Source organism: Eggerthella lenta DSM 2243, from assembly GCF_000024265.1.
GTDB lineage: Bacteria > Actinomycetota > Coriobacteriia > Coriobacteriales > Eggerthellaceae > Eggerthella > Eggerthella lenta.
The window spans coordinates 769,630-783,264 of sequence record NC_013204.1 but is presented as its reverse complement, the minus strand read 5'-3'; the positions used below and the strand labels follow the sequence as shown (position 1 = coordinate 783,264).

Annotated in this window: 12 protein-coding genes; all 12 read right to left on the bottom strand. The window is 64.0% G+C overall.

Going from position 1 to position 13,635, the window contains the following annotated elements; all coding sequences use genetic code 11:
* Positions 1–123: 123 nt before the first annotated feature.
* Positions 124–1,242, bottom strand: a complete 1,119-nt coding sequence (locus ELEN_RS03090) for an IS256-like element ISEle1 family transposase (RefSeq protein WP_009307321.1) — start codon at positions 1,240–1,242, stop codon at positions 124–126.
* A gap of 195 nt (positions 1,243–1,437) precedes the next feature.
* The gene (locus ELEN_RS03085) at positions 1,438–2,115 is read right to left on the bottom strand and encodes a TorD/DmsD family molecular chaperone (RefSeq protein ID WP_015760056.1); all 678 of its coding nucleotides are present in this window, start codon (positions 2,113–2,115) and stop codon (positions 1,438–1,440) included.
* Complete coding sequence (locus tag ELEN_RS03080) at positions 2,115–2,771, bottom strand: hypothetical protein (RefSeq protein WP_009305156.1); 657 nt, start codon at positions 2,769–2,771, stop codon at positions 2,115–2,117. Before ELEN_RS03080 ends, ELEN_RS03085 begins: the two co-directional genes overlap by 1 nt.
* Positions 2,768–3,649, bottom strand: coding sequence for a 4Fe-4S binding protein (locus tag ELEN_RS03075; RefSeq protein WP_231566146.1), 882 nt, complete (start codon positions 3,647–3,649; stop codon positions 2,768–2,770). Before ELEN_RS03075 ends, ELEN_RS03080 begins: the two co-directional genes overlap by 4 nt.
* Before the next feature lie 20 nt (positions 3,650–3,669).
* On the bottom strand, positions 3,670–4,299 hold the full coding sequence (locus tag ELEN_RS03070; RefSeq protein ID WP_015760054.1) for a 4Fe-4S dicluster domain-containing protein: 630 nt from the start codon (positions 4,297–4,299) through the stop codon (positions 3,670–3,672).
* Positions 4,300–4,364: 65 nt separating this feature from the next.
* A complete protein-coding gene (locus tag ELEN_RS03065; protein WP_009305159.1) occupies positions 4,365–5,180 on the bottom strand; it encodes a dimethyl sulfoxide reductase anchor subunit family protein in 816 nt (271 codons plus the stop codon).
* Positions 5,181–5,182: 2 nt separating this feature from the next.
* The gene (locus ELEN_RS03060) at positions 5,183–5,764 is read right to left on the bottom strand and encodes a 4Fe-4S dicluster domain-containing protein (protein ID WP_009305160.1); all 582 of its coding nucleotides are present in this window, start codon (positions 5,762–5,764) and stop codon (positions 5,183–5,185) included.
* Positions 5,764–8,496 (bottom strand): molybdopterin-containing oxidoreductase family protein, encoded by a 2,733-nt coding sequence (locus tag ELEN_RS03055; protein WP_015760053.1) that lies wholly within the window; start codon positions 8,494–8,496, stop codon positions 5,764–5,766. Before ELEN_RS03055 ends, ELEN_RS03060 begins: the two co-directional genes overlap by 1 nt.
* Positions 8,497–8,720: 224 nt before the next feature.
* A complete protein-coding gene (locus ELEN_RS03050) occupies positions 8,721–10,241 on the bottom strand; it encodes a response regulator transcription factor (RefSeq protein ID WP_009305162.1) in 1,521 nt (506 codons plus the stop codon).
* A gap of 145 nt (positions 10,242–10,386) precedes the next feature.
* Positions 10,387–10,983, bottom strand: coding sequence for a recombination mediator RecR (gene recR, locus ELEN_RS03045; protein WP_015760052.1), 597 nt, complete (start codon positions 10,981–10,983; stop codon positions 10,387–10,389).
* Positions 10,984–11,007: 24 nt separating this feature from the next.
* On the bottom strand, positions 11,008–11,349 hold the full coding sequence (locus ELEN_RS03040) for a YbaB/EbfC family nucleoid-associated protein (RefSeq protein ID WP_009305164.1): 342 nt from the start codon (positions 11,347–11,349) through the stop codon (positions 11,008–11,010).
* Positions 11,350–11,415: 66 nt separating this feature from the next.
* Complete coding sequence (gene dnaX / locus ELEN_RS03035; protein WP_015760051.1) at positions 11,416–13,623, bottom strand: DNA polymerase III subunit gamma/tau; 2,208 nt, start codon at positions 13,621–13,623, stop codon at positions 11,416–11,418.
* Positions 13,624–13,635: the final 12 nt, after the last annotated feature.

The following is a 13,635-nucleotide window of genomic DNA, read 5'->3' as shown; positions in this document are numbered from 1 at the left end:
CGGTAAAGATAAGGGTTCTGTTTTTTGGAGGGGGCAGAACCCTTTGTCTTTCTTTGGGACGTTCGCGTCCCATTTTTTTATGCCTGCAGCTCGGGGTTATAGGCAAGAAAGTGTGTCCAGAGCCTAATCGTAATCCATGCGATAAGGGCCGCTTGCATGCAGGTCATTCCATTGCACAGCAGTGCCCCAGCGCCCCACCGCTTCATCTTTTTCGCTAGCTTCGGCAGCTGCTCGATAAAACTCAGCAATCAGGACGTCCGTCGGCATTTCCTTCAGGATCTCTTTCGGGCTTGCACGGGCTTCAAGGTCCATATAGCACCACCAGAACGCCGCCTTGACGCGCCTCGTCAGCCTCAATCCCCGATGCTCTCGCAGCATGTGGCGGATCTGGGCGTTCACGCCGCCTTCGATCCTGTTCGTAGTCGCCGGAACAGGTCCTCCCTCGAGCAAGCCTTCGTCGAGATAGGTGAATAGGGTACCGGCCCTACAAAGCTTCAGAAGCCCGCCGCGCGCAGTGCGCAGCCTCTCGTGCTTGTAGCGGATCCGCCCGTCAACCACCTCTTTTTCCTTTAGGAATCCTTCCCATGCCGTGCACCAATTAGAGAAGCCCGCAAGCCACTCCGCAGCTTCGTTGAGGCTACCTATGCGCATGAGCTTCTTGGCGATGCCATAGAGCTCAACGCCCGCCTGGAGCCGCGGCCTGGTCGTGGTCTGGCGCTTCACCTGACAGAACGCATGGAAGACGCAGCGCTGCACGCGTGTGTTCGGCCACACGGCGCGTCTCGCCTTCTCGAACCCCTTTCCGCCATCGGTAATCACGACGTCGGGAGGGGCTATGCGCGCCATGAGCGCCGCCCACGCCTGCGCGTTCTCGCTTCTCGCTAGATGCCAGCCGATCACGTGCTTCTCGGTGCAGGCGATCATAATCACGACGTCGCGCCCCAGCCAAAGGCCATCCACCTCCACCACGTGGTGGACCTCGTCACAGACAGGAGCCACGGGCCACAGGTCCCAGAACTTATTCGTGAGATGCCGGAAGGTGCGTCCGGGCATGCCGAACTCGCCTTGGGTCTTTTTCGAGAGCAGCCACCTCAGGAACAGCTCTAGCAGTTTAGGCTCGTTGTCGTAACGTTGCGTGGTGGATGCGCCGCATGCCTTGCAGCGCCAACGAGTCGCCCCCGACGAGGTCTTCCCGTTGCGTTTCGTGTCGCCCCCGCACGCAGGGCACAGTATCTTCTTCATCCCGTGATTGAACCACGGAATTTAAGAGGGCGGTTTACGGCCTCTGACCTGCGGTGTCAAGTCGAAAGCGGACACACATTCTTGCCAGGCACTTAAACCTGCCTCCGAAATTTAAACGATGGTTTATCGAGGGTTTGACCTGCCCTTACACCCCTAAAACGGACACACTTTCTTGCCTATAACCCGCAGCTCGCGCTACGCGGCATCGTCCAGCACGTCTTCCAGGAACGCTTGATCCGTTTCAAGCACCCCTAACACGATGTCGGCCAACGCCCGATAGAATCCCGTGCGTGCAACGCGTTGCACGTCGTCGGCGAAATCGGGAACCCAGTTCAGCAGATGCTCCTCGAGAAACGCACGGCGAGCCTCCAAAAGGTTCGCGCACGATCCATCGTCCCCCGCTTCCAGCGCCTCGGCGGCGCGCTCTCCCAACAGCTGCATGAACTCCAACTCGAACGCCAGATGATCCTCGGGCTCGCACGCTTCGTCCACCAACACCACCTTCGCCGCACGGTACGCCGCCAGCACTTCGTCGCGTGCATCCTGCATCAGCAGATGCTCAGGCGAGGTGTATACCGACTCGTACGGAAAAGCCACCTGCTCTCGATCCTGCGTCACGCCGATGAACGTATGCAGGAAGTCCACGGCCAAATCGCCGTGCTGGCGCTCTCCGCCTGCGTTCAGATAAGCGCACAACCCTCGATAGCCCGCATCGAGATGATCGTTGCCGCTCGCGGCAGGAAACCTCATCGCGCGCAGCCTCCCGAGAGCCTCGTCATCCACCTCGGTGCGCAACAAACGCGCCACGAACCCGTACGCCGCACTCTGCTGCCGGAGCGCCTCGGCCAAGGCGCGCATTCCCTCGTCAATCATCATGCCTCCTTCGCGGCAACGCCGCTTTCGTCGTCTTCTCCATCGCGCAGCGCTTCCAGCAAGTCGAGACCGCGCTCCGTGACATGCCAGGCATCGGCCCACTCCATTGCATCTATGCGCTCCAGCTCGCCCAGGAAATATCCGGCGAACAAGCGCGGATTCTGCACGAGCGGATGAGGGTCGATCACCGCGTCGATGGCGCTTTTGTCGCGTGGGCATTCGGCGGCGAACTCCAGCAAGGCGCGATACACCGGCAGGTAGACCGCGTCCTTGGCCAGCAGCGCCTGCGCCTTCGCGCCGATAGGATCGGAATCGAGATACGCAGCGCCGGCTTCGGTGATCGCCCATACGCCCTCGGTCGGCGCAGTCGTCACGAAGTTGCCGTCCTCGTCTACAACAAGTTCAGGTTCCCCTCCCGTTTCAAGGGCAGCTTGCGCCGCTTGCTCTTCCTCGCTGGGTTCGTATGCCAGCGCGCCGTAGCGCTCCAGCAGCGCGCGCAGCTCCGCCGGACGATAGACCGAACGGTTACATCGGAGCACCTCGTCCATGATCGAGTCCAGCTCGCTGGGCGTGCGCGGCGTACGACACGCTTCCAACGCGGCCATCAGCACCTTCTGGCATCCCGGTGCAGCCTTGAACACCTCTTCGACGCTCATTGCTCCTCCTTCGTATCGCGCTCGGCCGCAGAAGGCTCGAGCAGGGGTTTCTTGGACAGGAATGGAAACGTGATAGCGTGCACGGGACACGCGTCGGCGCACTCGCGGCACTTCACGCACTCGTTGAGCGGAGCGGAAGCCGCCCGATCATGCAAGTCGATGCCTTCCGGGCACGCGTCGGCGCACCGATGGCAGCGCTCGCCGTGAGCCGCATGCAAGCACGTCCCGACGTTCGCCTGCGGCCGGAACGTGCGGTTGCCGCGCGACACCAACGACAGCAGCGCTCCCAGCGGACAGAACCGATGGCACCATTTCCGCAGCACTGCCAACTCCAGCACGAGCATGGCCGGAAACACCAGAAGCGACCAGGTGACCTCGTTGAACTGGAACACCCTCCACACCACGACGAGCGTTCCGAACGTCAAACCGACCGGGCACACAAGGCAGAACACCGGGAACCCGAACGCAGCCGTCGAGAGGATGGCCCCGCCCAGCACCCAGTTGCGCGAATCGTGCAAACCCCCGCGCTCGGACGCCGGGACATCGAGAGGCCCGGAATCCCGTGAAGAAGCATCGCGCTTCGAGGCCTTCTTTCCTCGAAACACCCGCCTCAACAACGGGACGGGGCAGCCCCAGGCGCAGAAGGCCCGGCCCAACAGCAGCGTCAGCACTATGACCATCGCCAGCCCGATGAGCAGGGGAGGGACAACCGTTCTCGAAGCAATGGCCGCCTCGACACCGCCGAGCGGGCAGAGCGCCGCAATGTCCGCGATGCCGAACGAGCTGGGCGTTCCGGTGCCGGTGTGCAACGCCAGCCCCAAGCACACGAGAGCCGCGACGCCGAGCGCGCTCAGCACGCGCAACGTCGACGCCCTCACGCGCCGCTTCCCTTCCCGTTTCATACGATCATCTCGCTCTCGCCCTCAACCGTCGTCCTCCCCAAACGCTCGTAGCGCTCGGGCGCCACCACGACAACGCCCCGCCGAGACCCGCCCGCGAACGAACGGTACACGAGCGCGGGGCACACGTTCTCGCACACGCCGCAACCGTTGCACTTCGCTGCATCGATCACCGGATGCCCGACATCGTCCAACGCGATCGCCTCGTACGGGCACGCCTTCTCGCATTCGACGCATCCTTCGAAGTACGCGATGCAGCGGTCCTTCTGCACCACCGCCACGCCCAGCTTGTCGCGCTGGGGATCGAACGACCCCAACGCCCCGGTCGGGCAGGCCGTCTGGCACTTTCCGCAGAAATCGCAGTACCCTTTGTGGAAGTCGAGCACGGGGGTGCGAGCTTGCAGCAGCCCATCCTCCACATGCGCTACCCCCACCACGTTCGTCGGGCATGCCGAGCGACAGCGGTCGCACTTCACGCATGCAGCCACCAACGCGCCTTCGTCCTGGCCGCCCGGCGGTCGCAGCAGCCCGCCCTCGCCCGCGAAGGCGATCGCCAAGGCGCCCACGCCCGCGAGCGCGGCCGTGGCGGCGGTGAATCCCAGAAAGGCTCGCCTTGTGTAGTCAGCCATACTCTCGCCTTGCTTTCATCCTCGAACCCGGGCGCCGCGCGATACGGCGCTCGGGGGATCTCCGGTTACAACGCGAACCCGAAGTAGTTCGCCACTGCCGTGCCTACCAGCCACATCACCGCGCGAACGGCGACGGAGCCCACCAGGGCGCCCGCCAGCGCCACCACGCCCAACGAAAGCGCGCCGCCGGATTTACGCGCGACCAGCACGCCGCAAACCGCCGGCGCCGCAGAACCGCACAGCACCACGGCCACCCAGAAGAGCGCGGCCTGATCGCCGAAGGCGGTACCGCTGACAAGGCCGAACGCCACCGTCAACACCAGCGACAGCGCACCGCCCGCCGCCGCGTACACGCCGGCTTTCTTCACGTCGCCCTCGTCAACCTTGAGCGCCGCACACATCACCAGGTACAACGCCGCACCTGTCGCCAGCGCCGTTCCCAAGTAGGCCAACGGAAGCGCGACGGTGTTCCAGACCGGGCGCGACGTCATCATGTACGACACGCCGCAGGCGAACGCGAACGCCACGGCCAGCACGATACCCGTCGCGGCGAGCGCCTTGCGGGCTCCGGATGATGCCTCGCGCTTCACCAGCAGCGCGTATACCGCGATGCAAACCGCCAGCAGGCCCAGCAGCAAAGCTTCCAGGAAGATGCCCGCCGTAGGATGAGCCAGCACCGCCATCATGCGATCGACGTGCGACAGGTGCGTAGCCGACGCGATGCCGCCCACCACCAGCAGCGCCACCGCCACCGCGCATGCCGGCAAGCGCACCTTCGACGCCGCGCCTCCGCGAAATTCATCGAGGGCCGTGCAGGCGAACAGTCCGGCACCGCATCCCGACAGCACCGTGAACAGAACCAAAGACCACTGGATCGTCATGGCTACTCACCTTCCTTCCAAGCGGCGCGTTTCGGCGACAGAATGTAGTGCGTCGCCGGATGGTTCCCCACATCTTGCAGGGTGTGGATGCTGGCGGGATCGGCCGCGGCAAGAGCCTTCGACGCATCGGACGAGGGGTCGTCGATATCGCCGTAGAACCGGGCGCCGGCCGAGCACGTGCGCACGCACATGGGAAGCTCGCCGTTCTTGGACAAATGCGCGCACAGCGTGCACTTCTCCACCACGCTCTCGGCCGCGTTCCATGAACGCACGCCGTACGGGCAGGCCATCATGCAGTATTTGCAGCCGATGCACTTCTCCTTGTCCACCAGCACCATGCCGTCGGCGTCGCGATAGCTGGCCCCGGTGGGACACACGTTCACGCAGGGCGCATCCTGGCACTGCTGGCACATGGTGGGCAGGAAATACATCTCCAAATCGGGATATTCGCCGAAAGGCCCGCGTTCCACCACCTTGTTCCAGTACTCGCCCAATGCGATATTGTTCTCGTTCTTGCAGGCGATCTCGCAGCCGTGGCAGCCGATGCAGCGGTCGAGATCGACGACGATAGCGTAATGAGCCATTATTTGAACACCACCTCAGTGGATTCGCTGAATTCAGGCATCCACGGTTCGAAATCGGTCGGGTTGATCCATGCGCCTTCAGGCGCGCCTTCGGGAGCCGGGTACACCTTCACCGTGAAGCCGCGCAGCGTGTACGTGCCGTGCTCGGGGCTGTAACGCCCGTCGGTCTTGGTGAGGATGTTCACGTTCATCTCAGTCCAGGCCTTGCTCGGCGTGTCGGTGTCCAGGTACTCGGGATTCCAGAAGCGTTCCATGTGCACGGCGTCTTTTGCGATGCCCGCCGTCACATGCGCCTTCCCGCGCACCTTGCCGCGACGGCTTTCCACCCACACCCACTGCTCGTCCTCCACGCCGTACTTCTCGGCGGTCTCGGGATGGATGCTGACCAGCGGCACCGGATACAGCTCGCGCAGATACGGAATGTTGCGCAACGTGCCGTGATGGTAGTGCGGAATGCGTCCCTGGGTCAGCATGATGGGATATTCCGTATCGGTGAGGTTCGTCTCCTCGGGCTCCAGATAGTAGATCAAAGGATCGTAATCTTCGTCGGCCGGCGGCATGACGTAGGATTTGCCCTCGGCGCTCGCCCACGGCTCGCCCGTGCGGCCTAGCATGAGCGTGCCTTCCGAATACGGCTCGACCTTCTTGGACGGCGTGTTCCAGCCCTTCTCCTTGCCCGTCTTCGGATCGATGGTCTTGTAGGTGTAATACGTCAGGTAGTCTTCCTTGGAGATCCACTCGTACGCGCCCATCTCGGCCAGTTCGTCCCAGCTCATAGGCAGCGAGCCCATATGGAAGTCCATCATTTCCTGCTGGCCGCGCCAGTACACCAGATCGGTGCCCAGCGTTGCCAGGTATTCCTTGTCGAAGGCCTTCTGAGCGAACGGATTGCCCAGCTCGGCGCAACGATGCGCGATCTCCGACCAAATGACGCCCTCGTTCACCGTTTCGTACAAGTGCACCACCGGCTGGCGGATGATGATCTTGTTCGCATGGGCGATGGTGAAATAGCTCTCCAGCCACTCCTGCGTGGGCAGAACGTAATCGGCCGCTTCGATGGTGAAGGCCGTGGGGTACATGTACAGATGGCAGATCATCTCCATCTTGTCGATGATCTCGGACAGCTGCCCCGCGTTGCCGATCATCGCATGCTTGTTGCCAGAGCGTTCCATCCAGTTGCGCGGCTGGTACGGCTCGCCTGTGGTGATGGCCTTGAACACCGTGGGGATGTGCGCATGCGACCAGATGCCCAGGCCCTTGTGCTCGCGATACCCTAGGCGCTTCTCCAGCATATCGCCTGTGACCAGCGTGTTCATAGTGCCGAGATCCACCTTGTTCGGCGGGTCGGGGAAACGCTGCAGCAGCGCGCCCGGCTTCTCCACGTTGCCCAGCAAGAACTCCAGGATGCAGGCGCCTTCCGTACCCTGGGCCGACTGAGGGCTCATGTCGGTGGCCACGCCCAGAACCAGGCCGGACGGCGCGTTCTCCGCGTAGATGCGGATGGCCTTCTCCACCTGGTCCTTCTCAAGGCAGCATACCTCGCAGCCCTTTTCGAGCGTCCATTCGTCCACGCGCTCCTGCAGCAGCGTGAACGCCGTGGGGTATTCGACGCCGTCGATCTCGTACGTGCCGAAGAACGCGGGGTCCAGCGCTTCGTCGTACGGCCATGGCAGCGCCTTCGCGGAGTTCGTCTTCTGATCCCACACCACGAACGTCTTTTCCGCATCTTCCGCATCGGCTTCGCCCAGGCCCACTTCGTAGGCGCGCAGCATCTTCTTCGTATCGGTGTCGATGAGGTACGGCAGGTTCGTCCAACGCTTGCAGAAATCTTCGTCGTACAGCTTGTTCTCGATGATGTAGCGGATCCACGTCATCATAAGCGCCACGTCGGTTCCGGGACGAATGGGCAGCCACACGTCGGCCATAGCCGCATCGGGCGTGAAGCGAGGGTCCACCACTACCATGTTGAGCCCCTGCTCGCGTGCGCGCAGCTCGGCAATGGCGCGCCCCGAACCGCTGGGCGCGTGGTAGCTGGTGCAGGTGCCCCACATGACCAGCGTCTGGATAGGATTGTCCTCCGGGAAGTACAGCGACGAACAGCCGCCGTACTTGGAATCGGCCATCGACGTGGTGCCCGACTTGCTGCCGCCGTACATGAGCGAGAACGTGGCCATGCGCGGCAGGAAGCACTGCGCGCAGCCCGGCTCGAAGATGTTCGGCGATCCCAACGCCTGCGTGAAGCGACACGGCGAGCTGAAGTGCGGGTTCCCGCCGCCGCCCGTAGAGGTCACCAGCGACTCGCCGCCGTACTTGAAGAAGTCCTGCGTGAGCTTCTGCGCGATCTCCTCGATAGCCTGATCCCAGCTGATGCGCTCGAAGCTGTTCGTGCCGCGCTCCCCCACGCGCTTCATGGGGTACTTGTTGCGACAGGGGTTGTACAGCGCTTGGATGCCCGAAAGGCCCTTCGCGCACAGGCCTCCGCGGCTGATGGGGCTTTCCGGATTGCCTTCGAGCCGAATGACGCGTCCGTCGCGCACCGTCGCGATGACGGCGCAGCTGCAGATGCACGCTTGGCACGAGGTGTAGACCTTCTTTGTTTGGGAGGTCGTCTCGTCGGCATGCGCTTCGCGGAACGTCGCGCCGTCGACCGCCGTCGCGCCGAATGCGGCAAGCGCTCCGGTGGCGGCTGCGGCTTTCACGAACCCGCGCCTCGACATGTTGAGCTGACTCATACACATCGCCTTTCTCTCTCGTCTCCTTACGGCCGCAGGGGTAGAACGTTCCTGCGACCTTCACGAGAGAGATTGTGCGCGCGACGAAGGCGCTCGCCTATCGCCTGGAAGGGCTAAACCGGCTGACTGCAGGAGTAAACTGTCTTTTCATCAGGAGAAACAACCCTTAGACAAAGCAATGGCCGCAGAGGCGGCCATCGAGGGGAGGCGAGATCGTTAACGGCTCAGCGCATCACATGCTCGGTGGCGTCGATGAACTCCTGACGCGTGTGCACGCCCGTCTTGGCGTAGATGCTGCGGATATGCGCCTTCGCAGTGTTGTCGGAGATGACCAGCGCCTCGCCGATGGACTTCGCATCGCGGCCGCGCAGCATAAGCTCGAACACTTCGCGCTCGCGTGCAGTGAGGTTGTGATCGGCCGCGAACCCATCGGCATCGACCCCGGACCCCATCTCGGCGATCACCTCCTCGGAAAACATGTCGCGAGAGTCGTCTGCGACGACGGCATCGCGAACGACATCGAGCCCGTCCGATACCGACGATTTCGGGGCCACCGCTTCGACCGCCAGCCATCCCGCGCTGGTGATCTTGCGCACATCGCTTTCCCTGAAAATCAGCATGGATGCTGCCACCAGCAAAAACGCCAACACCAAGCCGACGATGAACGACTCAGAGCCATCCATCTCGGCAAGCGGGTAACCCTGCCCCACGACGAGCCCTGCCAACGAACCGAGCGCGAAAACCGAGCGTCCGTACCCGAACACCTGAATCGAACTCCAATAATCGCTGCGAGCCAAATACGTCAGCAAGCACCACATGAACAGAGAGAACAAGCAGTACACCAGCACGATCACCGCCGCAGCGGCCATATTGCCCGCATCCGACGAGAACACCACCACCACGGCCAGCACGAGCATGAGCACGAGCGGGTAATACGCCACGCCGAAATCGAACGATTTGAGCAAGCTGCTCACCAGCACCAACACGAAGCTGACCAAAATGACCAGCGACACGCCTATCGTGCCGCTCGCTAACGACGCCTCGGCATCTTGCAGGGCGAAAGCGCCCTTCGACAGGTTCGCCATGAACGTGAGCAGGAACACCACTACGAGGAAGCGCGCGAACGCGAAGACGCTTGCACGACGCGTGGCCGCATCGATGTCGGCCGCGCGGCGACGCACAAGTCCGCGCGTCGCGTCCGCGTCGGACTCGAACAGCGTCATCAACGCGGCGGCCAACGGCAATAGCGCCGCCACCAACAGCGCGATCTGCGGCACAGTGCCCACCACGAAGAAGAAGACGAGCCCGGAGGCCAACTCGGACAGCGCCGTGTTCGTCACGGCCACCACCGGACGCGTCGCCGCGTAGATCTGACCGGCGCGTACGGCAATGAACGCGGTGCCGACGCCCGTTAGGAGCGCTCCCGACACGAACAGCAGGTTGGCTCCGTCAAAGAACAGAAACGCGCCCGCATATTCCATCAACATGCCGACCGACGAGATTACGCCCGCAAGGCACATAACGCCCTTGCGCGCCAAAACGAGAGAAGCCTTTTCATGGAACAACGCCAACAGAGCCGCGACCAGCGCGAATGCAACGGTCGACCAAGCATACATGGAGAACGAGCACGATGCGGACCCTGTCCCGTTCGCTACGTAGCTCCAGATCGGCGCCGTATACACCACGAGGATCCACGAACGCCAGAAACAGTACGTCAGGTATTTCGCCGCCGGCCAAGCCCTCATACGTCCCCCTCGCCCCTTCGGCACCCGACATCACCCGTCAATGCCGTCGCCATACGTCCCATAGTACTTCATACGCTCGCTTCGATACGTTCGCGGCAAGATTAAACTCGCAAGCGAGAGGAGTAAACTCCCCTGCCCGCCTCCCCTACAGCGGCCGTCTGGCTTCGATAGCGCGGCCGAGGGTAACCTCATCGGCGAACTCGAGGTCGCCGCCGACGGGCAGGCCGCTGGCGGGACGGGTGACGGCGATGCCGAGCGGCTTGATGAGTCGGGCGAGGTAGGTCGCCGTGGTCTCCCCCTCAACGTTGGGGTTCGTGGCCAGCACCACTTCGCGCACCTCGTCGGATGCGAGGCGCTTCATAAGCTGGGCGATGCGCAGCTCGTCGGGGCCGATGCCCTCCATCGGGGAAAGGGCGCCGCCCAGCACGTGGTACACGCCGTTGTACACCGCGGTGCGCTCGATGGGCGGGATGTCGCGCGGCTCGCTGACCACGCAGATGATGCCCGCGTCGCGCTTGGACGACTGGCAGATCTCGCACAGGTCGTCCTCGGCGTAGTTGAAGCAGCGCGAGCAGAAGCGCACCGTTTCCTTCACCTCGGCGATGGCCTCCGACAGGCGCAGCGCCGTCGCCTTGTCGGCGTTGAGGATCCAGTACGCGATACGCTGCGCCGACTTCGGCCCCACGCCCGGCAAGCGCTCAAGCTCGTCGAGCAGTTTCTGAATGGACGGCGCAGCGTACATGATCGCGATTCTATCCGAACCAGGTTACATAAGGCCCGGAATGTTCAAGCCGCCGGTCGCGGCGTTCAACCGCTGGGAGCTGATTTCGGACACGCCGCGCAGCGCCTCGTTCACCGCGGCGGCCACCATGTCCTGCAGCATCTCGACATCCTCGGGATCCACGGCCTCGGGGTCGATGACGATGCTGTCCACGGTCATGTCGCCGTTCGCAACCACCTTCACCATGCCGCCGCCGGCGGTGGCCTCGAACGTCATGTCCTTGATCTCCTCTTGGGCGCGCGCAAGCTCGGCCTGCATCTTCTGCGCCTGCTTCATCATGGCGCCCATGTTACCGCCGCCGCCGGGAAAACCGCCTCGTTTCGACATCGTCGTCTCCTATCTGTCATGGTCGTTTCGAACAAGCCGCATACGTGCGGCGAACTAGCTGTCGCGCTATTCTCTCACTTCTTCGACGCGCACGCCATCGCCGAAACCGGCGGCCAGAATGGCCTGCAGCTCTTCGGGCGATTGCTGCACCGCAGGCTCGGGCGTCGCCGACGTGCGAGCATCCACCGGAGCCGGAGCCGCGGGAGCCGGGACGGCAGCAGGCGTCGGCGCCGAAGCTGGATCCGGAGCAGGCGCGGGCGTCGGCGCGGACGAGACGTAACCGTCGTCGTACGGAACCACCTCGTCCTCGTACGGAGGTATGTCGTAGTCCGGCACGGGCTTCGGGCGCGGCGCGGGAGCAGAAACCGCCGGAGCCGTCTGCTGAGGCTGCTGCGGGCGCTGGGCCGGAGCAGGCGTCGGACGCGGCGTCGGCGACGGGGCAGGACGCGCGGCCGGAGCCGCCGCCGTGGCAACCGCGCCGCCCTGCGCGTACGCGAAGTGCAACGACTCGCCGCACGCCTGGTTGAGCGCGACCGACACCGCTTCCTGCACGTCGGGCTTCTGCACCGCCTTGAAGGCGAACGAGTTCTCGGCCGGGAACTCGATGATCAACGTGTCCTTGCCCGCGTCGTACACCGCTTTCGTGTTGAGGAACAGCACGCCGTAAGCAGCCTTGTTCTTCTTGAGCGTCGCCAGCACCGCCTGCCACACGCGCTGCAAGGCGGCCGGATTCTGCAGGCTGGCCTTGAGCTGGTCGGAGGGGGCCGCGGCGGACGGAGCCTGAGATTGCGTCACGGGCGATGCGGGTCGAGGAGCCGAAACGCCCTCCGCCCCTTGCGGCGGGACGCCGCCCGCCTCGCGCGACGGCGCCGCAACCTGCGGAGCAGCGACGGGTTGCACCGGCGCGGCAGGCACCGCCCCAGCGCGTTCGGCCGACGATGCGCGATCGGGACCAGGAGCGGAAGCGGGAGCCGCGGAAGGCTGGGAGGCGGGCATCGGCGCCCCCTGGGTCGCAGGGGATGCAGGCGGAGAAGCCGGCGCGGGCGCAACCGAAACCTGGGGAGCCGAAGCCGCCGCAACCTGAGGGGCGGCAACCGCAGCAGCCCCTCCCCCGATCACGTGCGCAACCGCGGAGTGCCCGCTCTCCAGCGCCTCGATGCGCTCGGCAAGAGCCTCCAGCGTCAAGTCGGAATCGGGCCGCACCATGCGCGTGAGCGCGATCTCGAACGACAGACGCGGGTTCGTCGACGTCTTCAACTCGGCCGACAGGTCGCCCAGCACGCCCAGCAGGCGCGCCAGGCGGTCAGGGCCGAACAGCGGCAGCTCGCTCGCAAGCTCGCGCCGCACGGTTTCGCTCACCTCAAGCGCCACGTCGGCGCCCGCCAGCGACAGCACGTACATGTTGCGCATATGCTCGGCCAAATCGCGCACGAACTGCGCCAGATCCGCACCCGTTTCCACGTACTCCGCCGTCCAGCGGAAGCACGAGGCCACGTCGCGCGTACCGATTGCGCGCACGATCTCGGCCAGGTCGTTCGTGTCGATGGAGCCCAATAGCCTCTCGGCCACCTCCATCGTCACCTTGCCCTCGCCGAACGCGATCAGCTGCTCGAGCGACGTCAGCGCGTTGCGCATGCCGCCTTCGGCGCGATGGGCGATCAGATCGAGCGCCTCGCCCTCGAACTCCACGTCCTCGGACACGCAAATGGCACCCAGGCGCGACACGATGGACTCGGCCGAGATGCGGCGGAAGTCGAACCGCTGGCAACGCGAATGGATGGTCTCGGGCACCTTCTGCGGATCGGTGGTGGCCAGGATGAACACCACGTGGCTCGGCGGCTCCTCGAGCGTCTTCAACAGCGCGTTGAACGCCGCCGTCGAAAGCATGTGAACCTCGTCGATGATATAGATCTTATAGCGCCCGCGCGTAGGAGCGAACTGGACGCGACCGATGATCTCCTCACGCACGTTCTCCACGCCCGTACGCGACGCGGCGTCCAGCTCGTAGACGTCCGGATGTTCGCCGTTCGCAATCATCACGCAGTCATCGCACGTGCCGTCAGGCTCGGGGGTAGGGCCGCATTCGCACAGCAAGGCTTTCGCCAGCAGACGAGCCGTGGTGGTCTTGCCGGTGCCGCGCGGACCCGTGAACAGGTAGGCGTGGCTCACCTTGTCCTGTTCGATCGCGTTTTTGATCGTGCGCTCTATATGCTCCTGACCGACGACGTCTTCGAAGATCTGCGGCCGGTATTTACGGTAAAGTGCCTCTGCCATCGCGTACGCCCT

Bases quoted from the DNA above. Each gene is read 5' to 3' on its own strand.
- ELEN_RS03085 (WP_015760056.1), bottom strand. From the start codon at position 2,115: ATGATTGACGAGGGAATGCGCGCCTTGGCCGAGGCGCTCCGGCAGCAG.
- ELEN_RS03080 (WP_009305156.1), bottom strand. From the start codon at position 2,771: ATGAGCGTCGAAGAGGTGTTCAAGGCTGCACCGGGATGCCAGAAGGTG.
- dnaX (WP_015760051.1), bottom strand. From the start codon at position 13,623: ATGGCAGAGGCACTTTACCGTAAATACCGGCCGCAGATCTTCGAAGAC.
- ELEN_RS03050 (WP_009305162.1), bottom strand. From the start codon at position 10,241: ATGAGGGCTTGGCCGGCGGCGAAATACCTGACGTACTGTTTCTGGCGT.
- ELEN_RS03070 (WP_015760054.1), bottom strand. From the start codon at position 4,299: ATGGCTGACTACACAAGGCGAGCCTTTCTGGGATTCACCGCCGCCACG.
- ELEN_RS03060 (WP_009305160.1), bottom strand. From the start codon at position 5,764: ATGGCTCATTACGCTATCGTCGTCGATCTCGACCGCTGCATCGGCTGC.
- ELEN_RS03040 (WP_009305164.1), bottom strand. From the start codon at position 11,349: ATGTCGAAACGAGGCGGTTTTCCCGGCGGCGGCGGTAACATGGGCGCC.
- ELEN_RS03065 (WP_009305159.1), bottom strand. From the start codon at position 5,180: ATGACGATCCAGTGGTCTTTGGTTCTGTTCACGGTGCTGTCGGGATGC.
- recR (WP_015760052.1), bottom strand. From the start codon at position 10,983: ATGTACGCTGCGCCGTCCATTCAGAAACTGCTCGACGAGCTTGAGCGC.
- ELEN_RS03090 (WP_009307321.1), bottom strand. From the start codon at position 1,242: ATGAAGAAGATACTGTGCCCTGCGTGCGGGGGCGACACGAAACGCAAC.
- ELEN_RS03055 (WP_015760053.1), bottom strand. From the start codon at position 8,496: ATGAGTCAGCTCAACATGTCGAGGCGCGGGTTCGTGAAAGCCGCAGCC.